Below are 19,512 nucleotides of genomic sequence, written 5' to 3' on the forward strand. Positions count from 1 at the left end.
ATTGCGTAATTAGTCTTAAATATAAAGTATCCCAACGTTAAAGATTCTAAAAAAGTTATATTTTGTAAACGATTTAACGTTAATTAAGTTAATTAAAATCATAAAATGCAGAGTAGAGATTATTTAAAAAAGCAATATGAACAATTGGGAAAGGTATTAGCCTCAACAGTTGCCCATCTTTTAAAGTTGAAGTATAACACCATTGAAACAAGACAAGAAGCGATCAACAATTTAGATCCTGACTTGCAAAACCTCATCAATTCTGACAGCGATTTATTTAAATCAACAATTGAAAAATACCCACAAGATATTTTACAAAACCTCTCTCTTCTCATTAAAGAAATTGAAAAACTCCCCTCAAACACCTCAGACCTAGCATCAAAAATAGCAACAATAGACCGTCTCTTAGCAAGTAAACACAAGACCATTAACTTCAATGACTTTTTCTAAACCAACTACTGGAAACAAAAAAAGCAATCATTTCTGATTGCTTTTTAATTTTTGCGCTCCTTCAAGGACTTGAACCTTGGACCCCCTGATTAACAGTCAGGTGCTCTAACCAGCTGAGCTAAAGAAGCATTTTTGTTTTGCGGTTGCAAATATAAAACATTTTTTAAGAACTACAAAAAAAAGTAAAAAAAAGCAATCACTTCTGATTACTTTTTAATTTTTGCGCTCCTTCAAGGACTTGAACCTTGGACCCCCTGATTAACAGTCAGGTGCTCTAACCAGCTGAGCTAAAGAAGCGTGTTAATAATTCGGACGCAAATATAGTGATTGTTTGTAAGAAAACAATACCTTTGCAAAAAAATTAAAATTTATTTCATAAAAATAGAACATAACAATGAGTTTAGTAAACGTAGGAACAGTAGCATTTGATGCGATAGAGACACCATTTGGTAAAACGGATAAAATAATTGGTGGAGCTTGTACTTATATTAGTTTAGCCGCTTCATATTTTACAAAACAAGCAAAAATTGTTTCTGTTGTTGGAGAGGACTTCCCACAAGACACTTTAGATATGTTTGGTGAGAAGGACATCATTACTGAGGGTTTACAAATTAAACAAGGGGAAAAAACATTCTTTTGGTCTGGGAAATATCATAATGATATGAACAGTAGAGATACTATCGACACACAATTAAATGTGTTAGAGACTTTCGATCCTGTTATTCCTGAGAGTTATCAAGACTGTGAGTATTTAATGTTAGGAAATCTTACACCTTCTCTTCAATTAAAAGTGATAGAGCAACTAACTGTAAGACCTAAATTAATTGTTTTAGACACGATGAACTTCTGGATGGAAGTTGCGATGCCTGATTTGAAAAAAGTAATCAAAGAAGTTGACGTTTTAACTATTAATGATGAGGAAGCTCGTTTACTTTCTGGAGAGTATTCTTTAAGAAAAGCTGCTAAAAAGATTTTAGAGATGGGACCAAGAACCTTAATCATCAAAAAAGGGGAACATGGAGCTTTATTGTTTGAAAAAGACAAAGTATTCTACGCACCAGCTTTACCATTAGAAGAAGTATTTGATCCAACAGGAGCTGGAGATACTTTTGCAGGAGGATTTATCGGTCATTTAGCCGCTACTGGAGATTTATCATGGGACAACATGAAAAATGCTATTATTATGGGATCTGCGATGGCTTCATTTACTGTTGAGAAATTTGGTATCGAGCGTTTAAAGGACTTAACAATGGAAGAAATTGCTGATAGAATTAATGAATTTGCTGAATTAACTAACTTTTCATTAGAGTTTCCTACAGTTGTAGAGTAAGCTTTATTCGAAATATAAATTAAGATTTAGGAAGCTATCGATATAGCTTCCTTTTTTTTAGCTCATATATGCAACAAACAATTACAGGATTATACTTAAATCACATCAATTATGGTGACACGAGCGTTATTCTTAAATTGTACACCCCTCAACATGGCACTACTGCTTTTATAGTGAAAGGAATGAAAAGAAAAAAAGGTGGTTTAGCCCTGTTACAACCTTTTCATTTTTTAGAATTAGTTTCCAACTTTAAACCTGAGAAAGAGCTTAATTTTGGTAATCAAGTGAAACTATTGAAGCCAAGTTATACCCTTACGAGTGATATTCGAAAAAGTACGGTTGCTTTATTTTTAACGGAAGTTTTAAATAAAACGCTAAAGGAAACTGCTCCTAGTCAAGAAAAATATGAAATCATCTCTTCATTAATTGACTATTATGACCATGCCGATTTCATTCCTATTTTCCATCATTATTTTATTATTCAATTAATTAATTTATTGGGGATTTTCCCTAATTATGGCTACAATAAAAGCATTGATTTATTGAATATTCACAAAGGAATATTTGAATATAATCCTCAACCCGATAGTCATTATTTTTCACTCGCAACATCTGAAGCTTTTAAGCAAATATCAGGCACGAAATTTGATGCGTTACACCATATCAATATTGATAAAACAATAAAAAAACAATTGTTAGCTGATCTGGTGAGATACATCGAAGTTCAAACCGAAATAAAAAAAGGAAGTATTCAATCTTTTAAGATTTTAGAAACGGTATTCAATTAACCCATTATGAAATACTTTGCATTTGTAATATTAACACTTTCTGCAATAGTAGGTTGGACTCAACAAGTCAAAATCTACAACGAGTATTTAGAACCTATTGAGGGGGTTGAAGTCATTTCCATCCTAACAAAAGCACATGTATTTTCAAACGAAAAAGGGAATTTTGATTTAAAACCTTTTCATCACAATGACACACTATACTTTTTTCACAGCAGCTACCTTCCGCTTTCAATTCCTGTAAAATATATCAAAGCACACTTAAATGGACGAATTTTAATGCATTATCAAAGTATTTATTTGGATGGTGCGGAGACTGTAATTACTGTTAGAAATAAAAAATTAAAACAGGAACGAAGACCTATTAAAATTGATGTGCTTAGCAATGAGAAGATCCACAAAATTGGTCCACAAACATCGGCTGAAGTTTTAGAGCAGGCCTCTGGTGTTCAAATTCAAAAAAGTCAATCTGGAGGAGGAAGTCCTATCATTAGGGGTATGGAAGCCAACAAGGTATTACTCGTTATTGATGGTGTTCGAATGAACAATGCAATTTATCGAGGAGGACACTTACAAAATAGTATTACCCTAGACAACAATATTTTAGAACAGGTTGACATTGCTTATGGTCCTGGTTCTGTGAATTATGGTAGTGATGCACTAGGAGGTGTTATTCATTATTACACCAAAAATCCATTTAACCAGTTAGACTCTACTTTTCTATTTAACGGAACTTATACCTCTGGCTATACATCTGGTAATAATAGTTTAACCACGCATGCAGACGTTACATTAAGTAAGAATAAATGGGGAAGCTTATCTTCTATATCCTACAGTCAATTTGGAGATATCAAAATGGGGAAGCAACGTTTACATGGTTATGATGATTGGGGGAAAGTTTACCATAAAAGGGATTACTTCAATGGAAAAGATAGTATGCTGATCAATGTAGATACGAACACCCAACTTAACACCAATTATAGCCAACTTGATATTCTACAAAAAGTGGTTTATGCCCCTAAAAAGCACTTGCGATTTACGCTAAACACTCAGTATTCTACTTCTTCAAACATCAATCGATATGATCAACTAACTAAATACGCTAATGGTAATTTTAAGTTTGCAGAATGGTATTATGGTCCCCAAGAACGATTTTTGACGGCTGTAACATCCACTATTGACAAAAAAAATAAATGGTTTGATAACGCCTCTCTTATTGCTTCATTCCAAAACATAGAAGAAAGTCGTATAACTAGACGTTTCAATAATTTAAATCGAATTTCAAGAATTGAAACAGTTAAAGTTGGCGCTTTAAACTTCGACTTTTCTAAAGAGATTTTTAAAAATACTAAATTATTTTACGGTACGGAGTTTACTCACAATGCTGTAAACTCTGTGGCTAAAGGAACCAATATTTTATCACAAACAGTAAATACAGAGAGTACACGATATCCCGATAATGGAAGTCAGATGAGTACGGGAGCAATCTATGCCAGCCTGACCCAAAGTTATGATAAGTTTCTATGGAAATTTGGAAATAGGCTTACCGTTACTGCTCTAGAAGCTAACTTTAAAGACACCAGTTTTATTCAATTACCCTTTGAATCTATAACAGCAAATACACAGGCTTTTTCTAGTAGTTTAGGAATGGTATATACGCCTACACAATCTTGGAATGTTAATGCCAATTTTAGTTCTGGATTCCGAACTCCTAATATTGATGATTTTGGAAAAGTTTTTGAAAGAGATGATTATGTTGTTATTCCCAACAACACTATTGAACCTGAATTTGCTTATACTGGTGAACTCGGAATTTCTAAATCTTTTTCTAGGAACTACACAGAGATCGACAGCACCACTTCACGTTTACATTTCGCCACCATTAGTGCAACAGGCTTCTATACGCTCTTAGATAATTTAATTGTACGAGCTGATTACAGTTTAAACGGTAATGACTCTATTTTATATGAAGGTGAAATGCGAAAAATACAAGCTAATCAAAACTATGATGAGGGAATGATTTATGGATTTTCTGGCGGTGTTCATTTTTCATTTAATCGCAACATTAAACTCAATTCGACAATCAATTACACCGTTGGTAGAATTACATCAACAGCTGAACCTCTTGCACATATCCCGCCTGTTTTTGGTAAAACCAATCTAATTTTTGAGTTATCCAAATGGGATGTAGAAGTTTACAGCATTTATAATGGCTGGAAGAGAATCGCTGATTATGATCAAAATGGCAATGACAATGATGATGAAGCTACTGTTGACGGAACACCTAGCTGGTGGACCTTAAACCTTCGAGGTAGTTATCAATTTTCTTCTAAATTTTCGATGCAAGGAGGAATACAAAATATGATGGATGTACACTACAAAACATTCAGTTCAGGAATAAGTGCTATGGGAAGAAGCTTTAATATTGCTGTAAAATTTTTGTTTTAAAAATTGAATAAAGTACAACAAAGAATTCCCTCCCCCACCTGCCAACATTTTCCGCTTTCCATTTTAAATCCTCCTTTCTAAAATCGTCTTCTAATTGTATTTTTCTTACCTTTAAGCGTTATGAAAAATACTCTTTTGATTCTTTTAGGACTCTTCTTTTTTTCTAATGTTGCGTTAACGCAATTAAAAAAACAAGTGATTACCCCAGAAGCATACGCTGAATGGAAACATATAGAAGCTCCACAAATTTCAAATTCAGGAACTATTATTTCTTATATCCCAACTCCACAAAAAGGAGATCAACAACTCATCATTGAAAATAGAATACTTCATAAAAAAAGAACTATAGCTCGAGGATATCAAGCTACAGTTTCCTCCAATGAAAAATGGGTTACTTTTAAAATTAAAAATTATTACGACTCCATACGTTCTTTAAAAATCAAGAAAACTCCTAAAAAGAAATGGCCTAAGGATACGTTAGGTATTTATCTTCCTCATCAAGATTCTATCATTTATTTTTCTAAAGTTGAATCCTATAAAACAGCTAAAGAAGCGGACGGAAATTGGATTGGAATATTGCGTACTCAAAATTTTAAACAGGGAGCAAAAAGAAAAAAGAAAAAAAGAAAAAAAGCCCCTAAAGCAACTGGAAAAACGCTCTCTATATACAACCCTACAATTGGAACACTAAAACACATTGCCAACATTCAAGAGTACACTATTAATGAAAATGGAGACTCGTTTTTTTGGTCGAAAAAACTTTGTTTTAATGACACGTTAGACTCCACTTATGTGTATAAGTACAATACTTCTAATGATTCTGAAACCCTTATCAGTAGTCAAAGGGGGACCATTAAAAAATTAGTTAGTTCACCTGATGCAGATCAACTGAGTTACTTATTTTCTTCGGACACCACCAATGAAAAAGCTTACGAAATTCATTATTGGAATTCAACCCTTGAAAAAGCGGTTCCAATCACTAAAATAAATGAGGGTATTCTATCTGATCAGCTATCAGTTAGTGCCCATTATTCTCCTTATTTCTCTGAAAATGGGAATTATCTTTTTTTTAAAATTGGTAAACGACCAAAAGTTAAGCAAAAAGATACCCTAACAACTGACGAAAAATATCGTCTAGATTTATGGAGTTGGACAGACGACCGTCTTCAGCCTCAACAATTGAGCAGTTTAAAAAGAGATCAAAAAAAAGCTGATTTATTTGTTTTTCATACCAACAATCAATCAACGGTAAAAGTAACTGATAGCACATTGAAACTTCAGCAACTTTCCAAAAAACACAATGAGAAATATCTTTTAGCAAGATCCCAAACACCATATCTAAAAGAAATGACATGGGATGGCTGGTATTATGATTATTACAGAATTTCAGTCGAAACGGGTGAAAAAACATTATTAATTGAACACCAAAATGACCAAGTAAAGCTATCTCCTTCTGGTCAATCAATAGCCTATTACTCTCAACAAGATTCAGCATGGTATCATCTTTCTATTAGCGATAAAACTAGAAAAAAATTAACTTCAGGTAAGCATTTCCACAATCAATATCATGATATACCTGGAACTTCAGGATCGGCTGGTTCTTTGTATTGGAGCCAAGATGAACAATATGTATTTATTGGAGGGCAATATGACTATTGGCTCATTTCCATTGATAATTTAGCTTCTCAGCGGTTAACTTCTGGCTACAAGAGCCAAACTGTATATCGTTATTGGAAGACCACTAAAGAAGAGGAACAATTTATAAATTTATCTGATCCTATTTATTTTAAGACCTACAATGAAAACACTAAAAAACAAGGAATTGCTCGATTCGCCAAAAATGAAATACGACAACTTTTTAACCATGATAAAAAAATCATCTTTTTAGAAAAATCCAAAAATAGCGAACAAGTGCTCATGAGAGCTTCTTCATTTACTCTTTATCCTGACCTTACGCTAACGGACTTAAGTTTCTCTCATTTTGAGCAGATCTCTAATGTCAATCCTCAACAAGAAAAATACAAATGGGGAACAGTTGAGCTGGTTTCTTGGAAAAGCTACCACCAAGCCGATTCTTTATCAGGGTTATTGTATAAACCTGAAGGTTTTGATCCTTCTAAAACCTATCCAATGATTGTTTATTTTTATGAACGTAACAGTCATAACTTACATCGCTATTATGCCCCCAAGCCAACAGCTTCGATTGTATATCCAACAGAATATGTAAGCAACGACTACCTTGTGTTTATTCCTGATGTAAAATATGAAATAGGAGAACCGGCGCAAGGTGCCTACGATTGTATCGTGAGTGGAACTGAAGCATTGGTCAAAAGGTTTCCATACATCAATAGTGAAAGAATAGGATTACAAGGGCAAAGTTGGGGTGGTTATCAAACTGCTCAACTCATCACAATGACCAATCGCTACAGGTGTGCAATGGCTGGTGCTCCTGTGAGCAATATGTTTAGTGCTTATGGTGGTATTCGTTGGACAAGTGGTCTAAACAGAGCTTTTCAGTATGAGCGAGGACAAAGTAGAATTGGACAAACGATTTGGGATGCTCCAGACTTGTATATCAAAAACTCTCCTTTATTTCATTTACCCAAGGTTAATACTCCTCTTTTAATCATGCATAACGATGGAGATGGGGCTGTTCCTTGGTATCAGGGAATTGAACTTTTTAATGGACTAAGGCGTCTACAAAAACCGGTATGGATGTTAAACTACAACGACGATGCACACAACCTAAAAAGAAGGGCCAATAAAGTAGACTTAAGCATTCGTATGAAAGCATTTTTTGACTATTATTTACAAGATAAAGAAGCCCCTGAATGGATGCAAACGGGCCGCAAAGCATTACTTAAAAATGAAGAGAACTTCCACCCTTATTAAGGTGATCTTTAACCATTTTTTTGATAAAACATCTCAAAAGTGAATAAAGTTGATTTAAGAAGTAGAATTCTAACTTTGTAATGTCAAATTTTGTCCGTATTCTTGTAGTTAGACTCTAAATTTTAGATCGATCTTTTTATGAGAAGTTTTATTTATATATTTTTTGCCATTTTTGCCATTACGAGTTGTGGTGGTGAGGAAACAGTAGAAGATACTTCAACAAAAGGAAAATCTAGGCAGGTCAAAGGTTCTAAAGTAAAATATGGAGGTACTTTACATTTGGCCGAATCTGAAAAAAACACGTCTTTATTTCCAGCTGAAGTTATAGATGCTACATCTACTAAAATTGTTTCCCAAATACACAATGGCTTAGTTCGTTTTGATGGGAATGACTTATCTGTTTTACCTGCTATTGCTAAAGACTGGAATATTAGCGACTCGCAATTGGAATATACTTTTTACTTAAGACAAAATGTTTTCTTTCACGATGACCCGTGTTTTAATGAGGGGAAAGGGAGAAAAGTTTCAGCGCAAGATGTCAAATATTCGTTTGAATTGCTCTCTCAACCTGAGTTTTCTTTAAATTTTAATGCTTTATTGAAAGATAAATTAAAAGGGGCTTCTGAATTTTATGAAGGCCAAGCTGATCAAATAAGCGGAATCAAAATCATTAACGATTCTACCGTTACATTGACACTGACCAATCCAAACAACTCATTTATATACGGTTTAGCACACGTTTCAACATCTATCATTGCAAAAGAGGCTTTTGAGAAATATGGAAAGGCAATGAAAGTTGGTACAGGTCCATTTTTATATAACGAACCTGTTGATGGACAGAAAGACATCTACCTGACTTTTAATCCTAATTTTTATTTAATGGATGAAGAAGGAAATCAATTGCCATATTTAGATACCGTTCACTTCCATTTTGAGTCATCAAAAATTAAGGAATTGGAACTTTTTAGAAAAGGAAAGCTTTCAATTATCCATGGGTTACCAGGATCTAAAATAGCATCAGTGATCTCTGAAGACATTGCCAACTTTAATCAAATTCCACCTAAAACCATTTTGGATCGTAAACCAGAAATGGGGGTTAACTACTATGAGTTTAATTTGACAAGACTTCCTTTTAGCAATAAAAAAGTAAGACAAGCTTTTTGTTATGCTATTGATAAAAGTAAAATATCTACTAATATCTTAAAGGGTCAAGGAAATATTGCTAAACATGGAATAACACCTAAAATCCCAACATTTAGTAGTTATGACTACAACATACTGGAAGGTTATACTTATAATCCTGAAAGGGCTAAAAAACTCCTTGCTGAAGCGGGGTATCCTAATGGAAAAAACTTTCCATATACCAGACTAGAAGTTAATAATGATGGTGGTATGCATCGTTTAGTTGCCAACGAAATTGTTAATCAAATAAAAAGCACACTAGGCATTAATATTGAATTAGATCAAGTTTCATTTAAAGATAAAATAGAACATTCTAAATATGCAAAAGCTGAAATATTTAGATCTGGTTGGGTTGCAGATTTTCCATCTCCAGAATCATTTCTAATACTTTGTTATGGTAAAAATGTTCCTCAAAGTTTAGAAGAGCCCTCTCACCCTAATACTATGAGATATGTGAATCCTGTTTTTGATTCTTTATTTCATCTAGGATCTGTAGCAAAAAGCAAAAAAGAAAGCTATGACTATTTTGTACAAGCTGAAAAGATATTAATAGAAGATGCTCCATTAATGCCTTTATGGTACAATGAAGATTATTATTTACGAAAGTCAGAAATTAGAAATTTCAAGTATAACCCAATGGAATACTATGATTTAGCTGAAGTTTATATCAAAACTTTAACAAAAGAAGAAGTTTTGGAAAATAGAAAAAAAGCAGCACATCAAGAAGGGCTATAGCTATTTTTTGTTTGATACAGTAATACAAAGTCTATCAAAGCATGAGCTGTTATTGCTGCTGTTAATCCCAGTTTATTCGACATTACCCCAATTCCTATTATTACTAAAGTCATATACAATCCATAAATTGAAATTCTCCAATTTTTAGGATTTAAATATCCATGAATTGCAACAAATAAAATGGAGGTTAGTAGAATCCCTAAATAGCCTTGTAGAATCCCCCTAAAAAATATTTCCTCCCCTATTCCAGCGCATAAGCTAATGAAGGTAATGGTAAAGAAGTTAAGAGTCTCTCCATTAAAGATTGCGGTATATTTAGCTAATTCTGGTTTTAACAATGGTAACTGCATTACTCTCCAACCTATAAGAGCTACTGCTGTGCCATATATTGCTCCTACTCCTATTTGAAGCAGCATGTTATAATCTGATTTGAAAAGCGAAAAAAAACTACTCTCTACAGTAAAGTAATGAATAATAAATGCTATAGCTGTAAAGCCCAATAGTGTGACTAGACCTAATATTAATAATTTCTTTTTAGTCATGACAAAAAAAAGCGGCTATTAAAAGCCGCTTTATCAGTTATCTAAAATTTTATTGATTACTATTCTTCAATATCATCTTCATTTTCTGGATCTGTAATTGTGATATTTACATCGACAATATCGTCTTCATTTTCTGGATCCGTTATCATTACATCATCACCAACTGGTGTTTGATTATAAGACTTTTCTTCTTGCGTTGTTAATGGAGTATTTTTTTTCTCCAACGGAGCATACTTTGTACAACTCCCCAGAGCAAATACAAACAAAAAGAATAATGATATTTTAATAATTAGTTTCACTACAGTACAAAATTAAAGCATTTTTACTAAGAATTCAAAATTATTAACGTTTAAATTTTAAAAAAGTTTCTCTTTTTCTCTTTTTATTGTTATTTCTACACGAGTTCCTAGTATTTCTTTTTGATCATTTTCTAATTGATAAGGCCCTTTGATATTAAACTCTTGATTCGTTGTTTTTTTCAGAATTTCTAATCTTCCTGAAGTAATTAGCATTCCTTTAGAAGCGTGTCCATCTTTGTTCTTATTCTCCAAACTTTTATCTATTCCTAGACCATTATCTTCAATAACAATAAAAATATCTTTATTCTCTTTAACAGATAAATTAATCTGAATTTTCCCTTTACGTTTTAGGGGTAAAATTCCATGCCAAATACTATTTTCTACATAAGGTTGTAAAAACATAGGTGGCACCTCAATCATATCAGAATCAATTGCAGGACTGAGGTTGATTTCATAGCTAAATTTACTTTGAAAACGCATATTTTCTAACGACAAATAAAGTGCTAGGCGTTCCAATTCATCAGAAAGAGAGACCAGGTTATTTCCTGAAACTGAACTATCTAAGTTCTTCCGAATCAATTTTGCAAAATTGGTTAAATATTTATTAGCTGATATCCGATCTTTTGTATTGATATAATATTGTATGGAATTTAATGAGTTAAAGATAAAATGTCTGTTCATACTAGCATTTAATGTTTGCTGTTCAAGAGCTAAAAGTTTTGATTTATAGTATAACTTTTGGGTCAATGCTTTTCGTTTGCTCACCCGTTGTTGCCATTTCCAAATAATTCCTCCAATCAAAATCATCAGCACAAACAATAACATAAAAAACCACCAAGAAAGAAAAAAAGGTTTCTTGATTACAAAAGAAAAACTAGCTGGTTTACTCCAATTAAACCCATCGTTTGTTGCTTTTACTTTAAAAGTAAAAGCGCCATGAGGCAAATTGGTATAGGTAATTGATTGTTGTGTGACTATTGGAGACCATTCAGAATCAAACCCTTCTAGTTTTACACTATATCTCAGCTCCTTATTTTGTTTTATTGAAATTCCTTTATAAAAAAACGTAAAATAATTCTTTTTATAGCCAACAGATAAATTAACGGGTAAGTTGGTATTTTCATTAATTGAGTTAGTATGTTTTTTCCAATCTGTATCTTTCAAGAATAATTGAACCTTATCAATTTTAATGGTAGGTAATACTTTTGCTTGTCTTTCTCGTTTTCGTTTATACCTAACTACACCTTTACTGGTACCCATCCATAAAAAGCCGCGCTTATCCTTATAAAAAGCATTTAAGTTAGTTTCAATACTAGGAAGTCCATTCGTTGTCGAGTAGTGGTGAATTGCACTTTTATCTGTTTGAAATAGATCAGGGGTTCGCAGTTCAAAAATACCATAATTTGTTCCTACCCATACGAAATTAGAATCTTCTATTCCAATAAAGTTGATGTTGTTAGCACTAAATGACTCATGTAACTCAATTCGTTTTAAGTCGCCTTTATAATATGCATATAGTCCATTTCCTGTACCTATTAGCAATAAGTCGTCATTTACCTTTTTTAACGAATAAACTATTTTATTTTGTAAAGACTCATTAAAATCAAGGGCTTTAATGCTATCTCCATCTACTTCAAAAACACCAGATGAAGTTCCTAACCAAATATTATTTGTTAATGAATTTTCGATGGTTCTGACGTTTTTAGCTGGGAAGTTTTCTTTGTATTTATAAACTTTATGCACTTCCCCCATACCTACTTTAGTTACGCCTTTAGAAGTTCCTACCCAAATCGTATTAAACTCATCTTTTTTTATTGCTAAGATTTTATTTGATGGCAACCAATCGACATTCTTAAATGTCGTCAACTTATTATCTTTTAGAATTGATAAACCATTCGCTGTTCCAAACCATAAAGAAGAATCCAGATAAGTTAGAGAAGCCCATATTGTATTATCTCCTATTCCATCTTTTTGATTGATGATTTCAATTTTATTATCATAAAATTTATTCACTCCTCCACCATAAGTAGAGAAGTAGATATTATTTTGAACATCCTCTGAAATAGATAGAATATAATCGCTACTCAAACCATCAAGCTTTGAGTAACTAACTAACTCATCACTCGTAAAACGTATAATTCCTCCTCCATCTGTCCCTAACCAAATATTTCCCTCTCGATCTTCAATAATATTTTTTACTCTATCGTTGATCAATCCGTTTTTAACGGTAAAGTGTTTGACTTCCTGATCTTCCAACAAAAAAGCTCCTGAATTGGTACTAATCCAAAGTCTGTTTTGTTGATCATTATAAATATGATTTATTGTTCCAAAATTCTTACTAAATGGAATGTTTGTTATTTGTTGATTATCCAATGCAAAAATTCCATTGCTTTGAGTAGAATAAATAATTTCGCCATCTTTGGCTTGACTAAAACTAGTTACACTATAATGATAGTTCTGAGTAGAATCTGAATTCCACAAATCATCTTTAAAAAAGCCAAGAATATTTGTTCCACCAGCCCATACTGTTCCATTATTATCACAAAAGATGGTTTTTACTAAGTTCTTTTGATCTAGAGAATAATGGACAATTTCGGTGAGGTTTAATTGGTTTTCTATCACTGGAATTTTATAAACCCCTTTTCCTTTTATTGCTAACCATAAACTATTACTTTGATCAAACGTAAAACTTGCTATACCTCTACCTTGAGCTATAGACATTAAATCCCAAGAAACTACTTTCTTGTTTTTTACACATGTTATTCCATATTGAGAAGCAATCCATACACTTTCATTATGGACTACGATTTCTTTTACAGTGTTATCTATCAACCCATTTTCTGTAGAAAAATTCACAAAACTTTCTCCATCAAATCGACTGACTCCTCCTGCAGTACCTACCCAAACATAACCTTCAGTATCTGATTCAAGGTCAAATACCTGTGTTTGAGCTAAACCATCCTCTACAGAATAATTAATAAAACTGTATTGCTGAGCAATGACAGAAATTTTAGCAAACAGAAGAAGTAGAAATATTTTTAGTAATCGATTCACCAATAGTTTTTTATTAGATGCATTAAAGATAAGAATAACTATTAGTTAAGATAAAAAGACGATAAAATATTCATTCAAATCTTTTTTATTATTTTAGCAAAAACTCTAAAAAAATTAAACAATGAAAAACTTATTTATCGGATTAGGTGTTATCGCAATGTTTGGATTTACATCTTGTAAAAAGTATTATACTTGTGAGTGTACTACAACAACAAACGGAGTAACGACAGTATCATCAAGTACTTCTGAAGAAAAAATGACTAAAAGTGATGCTAAAGCACAATGTGAGAGTAGTGTTTCTACATCTGCAGGAGGGGCTTCTGCATCAGTGAGTTGTGAGTTAAAATAACAACATGCTACTAATAGAAAAAGGGTAATGAAGAATTTTCATTACCCTTTTTTTATGTCTCTATTTGAGTTAATTTATTTAAATGCTGGAATTCCTGTAATATCCATACCTGTAATTAATAAATGAATATCGTGTGTACCTTCATAAGTAACTACAGACTCTAGATTAGCCATATGACGCATGATCGAATACTCATTGGTAATTCCCATTGCTCCATGTATTTGACGAGCTTCTCTAGCTATTTTTAAGGCCATGTCAACGTTATTACGCTTCGCCATAGATATTTGGGCTGATGTAGCTTTTCCATCGTTTCTAAGTTGCCCTAATCTAAAAGTTAACAATTGAGCTTTTGTAATTTCGGTAATCATTTCCGCCAGCTTCTTTTGAATTAGTTGAAAACTTGCAATTGGCTTATCAAACTGAATACGTTCTTTAGCATATCTTAAAGCTGAATCATAACAATCTAAAGCTGCTCCAATAGCTCCCCAAGCAATTCCATATCTAGCACTGTCTAGACATTGTAAAGGAGCACCTAAACCATCTTTATTTGGTAAAATATTCTCTTTAGGAACTTTTACATTATTAAAGATTAATTCTCCAGTTGCAGAAGCTCTTAAAGATAGTTTACCGTGCATTTCAGGAGTTTCAAACCCTTCCATTCCTCTCTCTACTACCATTCCTTTAATTCTTCCTTCTTCATTTTTTGCCCATACTACTGCAAGATCAGCAAAAGGAGCGTTTGAAATCCACATTTTAGCTCCATTTAGTAGGTAATGGTCTCCCATATCTTTAATAGTCGACAACATTCCTCCAGGGTTTGATCCATGGTCTGGTTCAGTTAAACCAAAGCATCCTATAAATTCTCCTGTTGCTAATTTTGGCAAATATTTTTGTTTTTGTTCCTCAGAACCAAATTTCCAAATTGGATACATTACTAAAGAACTTTGTACAGAAGATGTAGACCTTAAACCAGAATCACATCTTTCTAACTCTTGCATAATTAAACCATAAGCTATTTGGTCTAATCCTGCTCCTCCATACTCAGCAGGAATATATGGTCCAAAACCTCCTATTTCTCCTAGTCCAGGAATAATTTGTTTAGGAAAATCTGCTCTCTCGTAATAATCTTCGATAATTGGGCTAACTTCTTTTTTAACCCATGCACGAGCTGAATCTCTAATTAATTTATGCTCATCTGATAATAAATCATCCATTAAATAGTAATCATGTGCTTCGTATCTATCTGTACTCATATTATTTATAGTTTTAGTTGTTCAAAATTAATATTTTTATCGCTTTATGACAAAGCTTATCCTCTTATTTATATGCTAATTGTTGAATTGAAAGGTATGCCATTAATCCCATAGCAACATTTAGCGCCTCATCATCTATTGTTAAGTTTCCATGGTGTAAAGCTCCTCCAATATTTTTCTTTTGGTTAGCTGTTCCAATTCTATAAAAACAAGCGGGAACTTCATGAGAATAATATGCAAAATCTTCTGCTGTCATCCGTAAACCTAGTTCTACAACATTTTCTTCTCCAAGATATTCTATTGCCGATTTTTTATTCAAATCTGTTAGTTCTGAATCGTTTTCAAGAACTGGATACCCTTTTCTCACTTCAAACTCACATGTTGCTCCCATTGCGTCAGCTATACCCTCAGCCATTTTTATCATTTTTCCATGCGCTTCTTCCCTCCACTCTTCATCAAAAGTTCTAAAGGTTCCTTTAACTTTCACTTCATTCGGGATAATATTCGTTGCTCCATGTCCTTGAATATCTCCGAAAGAAAGTACTGCTGGTGTATATGGGCTACAGTTTCGGCTTACAATTTGTTGAAGGGCTACAATAATATGTGAGGTAATCACTATTGGGTCAATTGAAAGATGTGGAAGAGCTCCATGGCCTCCTTTTCCTTTGACTGTAAAATAAATCTCATCTGCCGAAGCCATGTATGTTCCTGACTTAATTCCTATTGTTCCTGTCTCTAAATCTGGATATACATGTTGCCCTGTGATACTTTGAACTTGGGGATTTTCTAAAACCCCTTCTGCTATCATTAATTTAGCTCCTCCAGGTAATAATTCTTCTCCTGGTTGAAATAGGAACTTTATTGTCCCTTCAAAACTATCCTTTAACTGCTTAAGAATATATAGTGTTCCTAACAGAGATGCTGTATGAAAATCGTGTCCACACGCGTGCATTACACCATCATTTTTTGAACTAAATTTAACTTTTGAAGTTTCTTGAATAGGTAATGCATCAATATCTGCTCTAAGAGCGATCACTTTTTTATTGGGGTTCTTACCTTTAATTTCACCTACAATTCCTGTTTCTACAATTCCTGTTTGGTGTTCAATACCAAAATCTTCCAGAACTTTAGCAATATACTTCGCAGTATGATATTCTTTAAAAGACAATTCTGGGTATTGATGCAAGTGATGTCTTATTTTAATAATATCATTACTGCATTCATCTACCAATGCTTTTATTTTAAATTTCAGTTGTTCTTTCATTGCTTTTAATCAGACTATCTCAACTTCTACTAAAGCTTACCCTTGGGGTTGTCAACTTATAAAAAAGCCACTCTTAAAAATAAGAGTGGCTGATATTTAATGTTATCTATTTATGCATCAATATTAGCATACTTAGCATTTTGTTCAATAAATTCTCTTCTCGGAGGAACTTCATCTCCCATCAACATTGAAAAGATTCTATCTGCTTCTGTAGCAGATTCTATTGTAACTTGTCTTAATGTTCTGTTATCTGGACTCATTGTGGTTTCCCATAATTGCTCAGCATTCATCTCTCCAAGACCTTTATAACGTTGTACACCAACACTTGAGTCAGATCCTGCTCCTTTTAATTTTTGGATTAAGCCATCTCTTTCAGCATCATCCCAAGCATATTCCGATTGTTTTCCTTTTTTAACTTGATATAAAGGAGGTGTAGCAATGTAGATATACCCCATTTCAATCATTTCTTTCATATATCTAAAGAAGAACGTCAAAATAAGTGTTTGAATATGACTCCCATCAACATCGGCATCACACATAATAATGACTTTATGATACCTTAATTTCTCCAAGTTTAACGCTTTAGAATCTTCTTCTGTTCCAATACGTACACCTAAAGCAGTATAGATATTTTTGATTTCTTCGTTATCAAATATTTTATGTTGCATTGCTTTTTCAACATTCAATATTTTTCCTCTAAGCGGCATAATTGCTTGAAAATGTCTATCACGACCTTGCTTTGCAGTACCCCCCGCAGAATCTCCCTCCACTAAGTATATTTCGCTAATAGAAGCGTCTTTTGAAGCGCAATCAGCTAATTTACCAGGTAAGCCCATTCCTCCCATAGGATTTTTACGCTGCACCATTTCTCTAGCCTTACGAGCGGCATGTCTTGCCTGAGCTGCTAAGATAACTTTCTGAACAATAGCTTTGGCATCATTTGGGTTTTCTTCCAAATAATTATTTAGCATTTCACTTACTGCTTGACTCACAGCAGAAGTCACTTCTCTATTCCCTAATTTTGTTTTTGTCTGTCCTTCAAACTGTGGTTCTCCCACTTTTACTGAAACAATTGCAGTTAATCCCTCTCTAAAATCATCTCCTGCAATTTCAAACTTCAATTTATCTAATAAACCAGATTCTTCAGCATACTTTTTTAAGGTATGTGTTAACCCTCGTCTAAATCCCGACAGGTGTGTTCCACCTTCATGGGTATTAATATTATTTACATAAGAGTGAATATTTTCAGAATAAGAATTATTGTAAACCATCGCTACTTCAACTGGAATACCATTCTTTTCACCTTCCATGCTAACAACACTTGCTATTAAGCGCTCTCTAGTTCCATCTAAATATTCAACAAATTCAGACAATCCTCTTGTTGAATGGAATACTTCTTTTTTAAAGTTCCCTTCTTCATCTTTTGATCTTTCATCAACTAACTCAACAGTAATTCCCTTATTCAAATATGCTAATTCACGCATTCTTGTAGCTAGCGTTTCATAGTTATATTCTAAAAAGTCAAATATTTCAGGATCTGGGTAAAACTCAACTTCTGTCCCTTTCCAATCTGTATCTCCAACTTGTTTAACCTCATATTTCTTTTTACCTCTCGAATACTCTTGTTCCCAGATACGCCCTTCTTTGTGGACTGACGCTCTTAAATTAACAGATAAGGCATTAACACATGATACACCTACTCCGTGTAACCCACCAGATACTTTATAGGAATCTTTATCAAATTTTCCTCCTGCACCAATCTTAGTCATTACCACTTCAAGTGCAGAAACGCCTTCCTTTTTATGAATCCCTACTGGAATACCACGACCGTTATCTTTTACTCGAATACCATCGCCTTCAAGAATCGTAACATATATCGTATCACAGTAACCTGCTAATGCTTCATCAATAGAGTTATCTACCACCTCATAAACTAAGTGGTGTAATCCTCTTACTCCTACATCTCCAATATACATGGAAGGACGCATTCTTACGTGCTCCATTCCTTCAAGTGCCTGAATACTATCAGCTGAATAATCTATTTTCTTATTTTCTTCACTCATATTTGTAATGAACTTTACTATTAATGTGTACCTAACAAAGATACTAAAATCAATGTAAAATTGAGCTTTACAAGCCTCCTCATAAGTAATAGTTATTAACAAAAAAAGGGCTATAAAAGCCCTTTTCTTAATATGTCTGTAAAACTATTCTTAATGTTTCAAAATATAAGCTGCCAAAGCTTTTAATTCATCTTCTGACATTTCTTTTGTTACCCCAAAATTAGCTTTCATAACTTCATATTGATCAGGATCAATAATTGGTTCACCTTCTTCTTTAAGGAATAGCACAATTGCCTCTCCATTCTCGGCATAACCTGCTGAAATTTCTTTTAAACTAGGTCCTACAACTTTTTCTTCAGCTTGGTGGCAAGCAACACATCCTTTATCTGTAAAAAGCGTTTCTCCTAGTGTTGCATCTCCACTAAAAGTATTTTCAGCTTCCTCAGCTACTTCTTCTACTTTTTCAGCAACTTCTTGTTGTTCTTCTTTAACTTCTACTTCCTTTTTAACTTCGTGTTGCTCATGATCATTATTCTTAGGCTCAGAACCACATGAAATTAGAAATAATACACTTGCAAAATAAATTAGCTTTTTCATACCTCTTTTGTTTTGTGACAAAGTTATGACAAAAAGAAAAATGCATAACTGATATATGTCATAATTATAGTTTCTTTTAGGTATCGCTAAAAAGTTTTCATCAAAAAAAAGCCTTTACAAATAGTTTTGTAAAGGCTTTTTAAAAACCGGCAACGACATACTCTCCCAGATTTTACTCTAGTACCATCTGCGCTAATGGGCTTAACTTCTCTGTTCGGAATGGGAAGAGGTGGACTCCATTGCAATAGTCACCGAAAACGGTTAATATC

Annotated in this window: 14 protein-coding genes, 2 tRNA genes and 1 rRNA gene; 7 read left to right on the forward strand and 10 right to left on the reverse strand. The window is 33.3% G+C overall.

Annotated features, from left to right (window positions below; translation table 11 throughout):
* Positions 1-105 precede the first annotated feature (105 nt).
* Entirely contained in the window at positions 106-450 is a 345-nt protein-coding gene (locus N4A35_15320; protein ID MCT4582783.1) for a hypothetical protein, read from the forward strand.
* Positions 451-504: 54 nt separating this feature from the next.
* Here N4A35_15320 and N4A35_15325 read toward each other — a convergent pair.
* A tRNA-Asn gene (locus tag N4A35_15325) sits at positions 505-578 on the reverse strand.
* A 95-nt stretch (positions 579-673) separates the two neighbouring features.
* A tRNA-Asn gene (locus N4A35_15330) sits at positions 674-747 on the reverse strand.
* 97 nt (positions 748-844) lie between these two features.
* Between N4A35_15330 and N4A35_15335 the strand changes: the two genes are divergently transcribed.
* From N4A35_15335 to N4A35_15355, 5 genes are all read left to right on the forward strand, one after another.
* Positions 845-1,780: a PfkB family carbohydrate kinase gene (locus N4A35_15335; protein ID MCT4582784.1), complete on the forward strand. Its 936-nt coding sequence runs from the start codon at positions 845-847 to the stop codon at positions 1,778-1,780.
* A gap of 68 nt (positions 1,781-1,848) precedes the next feature.
* Positions 1,849-2,568 carry a DNA repair protein RecO gene (gene recO, locus N4A35_15340; protein ID MCT4582785.1) on the forward strand — a complete coding sequence of 240 codons (720 nt, stop codon included), beginning with the start codon at positions 1,849-1,851 and terminating at the stop codon, positions 2,566-2,568.
* 6 nt (positions 2,569-2,574) lie between these two features.
* The gene (locus tag N4A35_15345; protein MCT4582786.1) at positions 2,575-5,013 is read left to right on the forward strand and encodes a TonB-dependent receptor; all 2,439 of its coding nucleotides are present in this window, start codon (positions 2,575-2,577) and stop codon (positions 5,011-5,013) included.
* Positions 5,014-5,133: 120 nt separating this feature from the next.
* Positions 5,134-7,905 carry a prolyl oligopeptidase family serine peptidase gene (locus tag N4A35_15350; protein MCT4582787.1) on the forward strand — a complete coding sequence of 924 codons (2,772 nt, stop codon included), beginning with the start codon at positions 5,134-5,136 and terminating at the stop codon, positions 7,903-7,905.
* A 138-nt stretch (positions 7,906-8,043) separates the two neighbouring features.
* Positions 8,044-9,822, forward strand: a complete 1,779-nt coding sequence (locus tag N4A35_15355) for an ABC transporter substrate-binding protein (protein MCT4582788.1) — start codon at positions 8,044-8,046, stop codon at positions 9,820-9,822.
* On the opposite strand, the gene N4A35_15360 is transcribed toward N4A35_15355, so the two are convergent.
* Genes N4A35_15360 through N4A35_15370 form a run of 3 tightly spaced genes read right to left on the reverse strand, consistent with a single transcriptional unit; the run spans position 9,807 to position 13,717 of the window.
* The gene (locus N4A35_15360) at positions 9,807-10,364 is read right to left on the reverse strand and encodes a CPBP family intramembrane metalloprotease (protein ID MCT4582789.1); all 558 of its coding nucleotides are present in this window, start codon (positions 10,362-10,364) and stop codon (positions 9,807-9,809) included. The genes N4A35_15355 and N4A35_15360 overlap by 16 nt on opposite strands.
* A gap of 59 nt (positions 10,365-10,423) precedes the next feature.
* The gene (locus N4A35_15365; protein MCT4582790.1) at positions 10,424-10,663 is read right to left on the reverse strand and encodes a hypothetical protein; all 240 of its coding nucleotides are present in this window, start codon (positions 10,661-10,663) and stop codon (positions 10,424-10,426) included.
* A gap of 57 nt (positions 10,664-10,720) precedes the next feature.
* Positions 10,721-13,717 carry a histidine kinase gene (locus N4A35_15370; GenBank protein MCT4582791.1) on the reverse strand — a complete coding sequence of 999 codons (2,997 nt, stop codon included), beginning with the start codon at positions 13,715-13,717 and terminating at the stop codon, positions 10,721-10,723.
* 121 nt (positions 13,718-13,838) lie between these two features.
* Between N4A35_15370 and N4A35_15375 the strand changes: the two genes are divergently transcribed.
* Complete coding sequence (locus tag N4A35_15375; protein ID MCT4582792.1) at positions 13,839-14,066, forward strand: hypothetical protein; 228 nt, start codon at positions 13,839-13,841, stop codon at positions 14,064-14,066.
* A gap of 74 nt (positions 14,067-14,140) precedes the next feature.
* Here the strand turns inward: N4A35_15375 and N4A35_15380 are convergent, their stop codons facing one another.
* The 5 genes from N4A35_15380 to rrf form a co-directional block, all read right to left on the reverse strand.
* Positions 14,141-15,319 carry an acyl-CoA dehydrogenase family protein gene (locus N4A35_15380; protein MCT4582793.1) on the reverse strand — a complete coding sequence of 393 codons (1,179 nt, stop codon included), beginning with the start codon at positions 15,317-15,319 and terminating at the stop codon, positions 14,141-14,143.
* Positions 15,320-15,383: 64 nt separating this feature from the next.
* Entirely contained in the window at positions 15,384-16,583 is a 1,200-nt protein-coding gene (locus tag N4A35_15385) for a M20 family metallopeptidase (GenBank protein MCT4582794.1), read from the reverse strand.
* A gap of 110 nt (positions 16,584-16,693) precedes the next feature.
* Positions 16,694-18,646 carry a DNA topoisomerase (ATP-hydrolyzing) subunit B gene (gene gyrB / locus N4A35_15390; protein ID MCT4582795.1) on the reverse strand — a complete coding sequence of 651 codons (1,953 nt, stop codon included), beginning with the start codon at positions 18,644-18,646 and terminating at the stop codon, positions 16,694-16,696.
* 150 nt (positions 18,647-18,796) lie between these two features.
* Positions 18,797-19,243: a c-type cytochrome gene (locus N4A35_15395; GenBank protein MCT4582796.1), complete on the reverse strand. Its 447-nt coding sequence runs from the start codon at positions 19,241-19,243 to the stop codon at positions 18,797-18,799.
* A gap of 144 nt (positions 19,244-19,387) precedes the next feature.
* Positions 19,388-19,499 (reverse strand): 5S ribosomal RNA (gene rrf / locus N4A35_15400).
* Between the last annotated feature and the right edge of the window lie 13 nt (positions 19,500-19,512).

This window comes from Flavobacteriales bacterium (assembly GCA_025210295.1).
Lineage (GTDB): Bacteria > Bacteroidota > Bacteroidia > Flavobacteriales_D > Parvicellaceae > S010-51.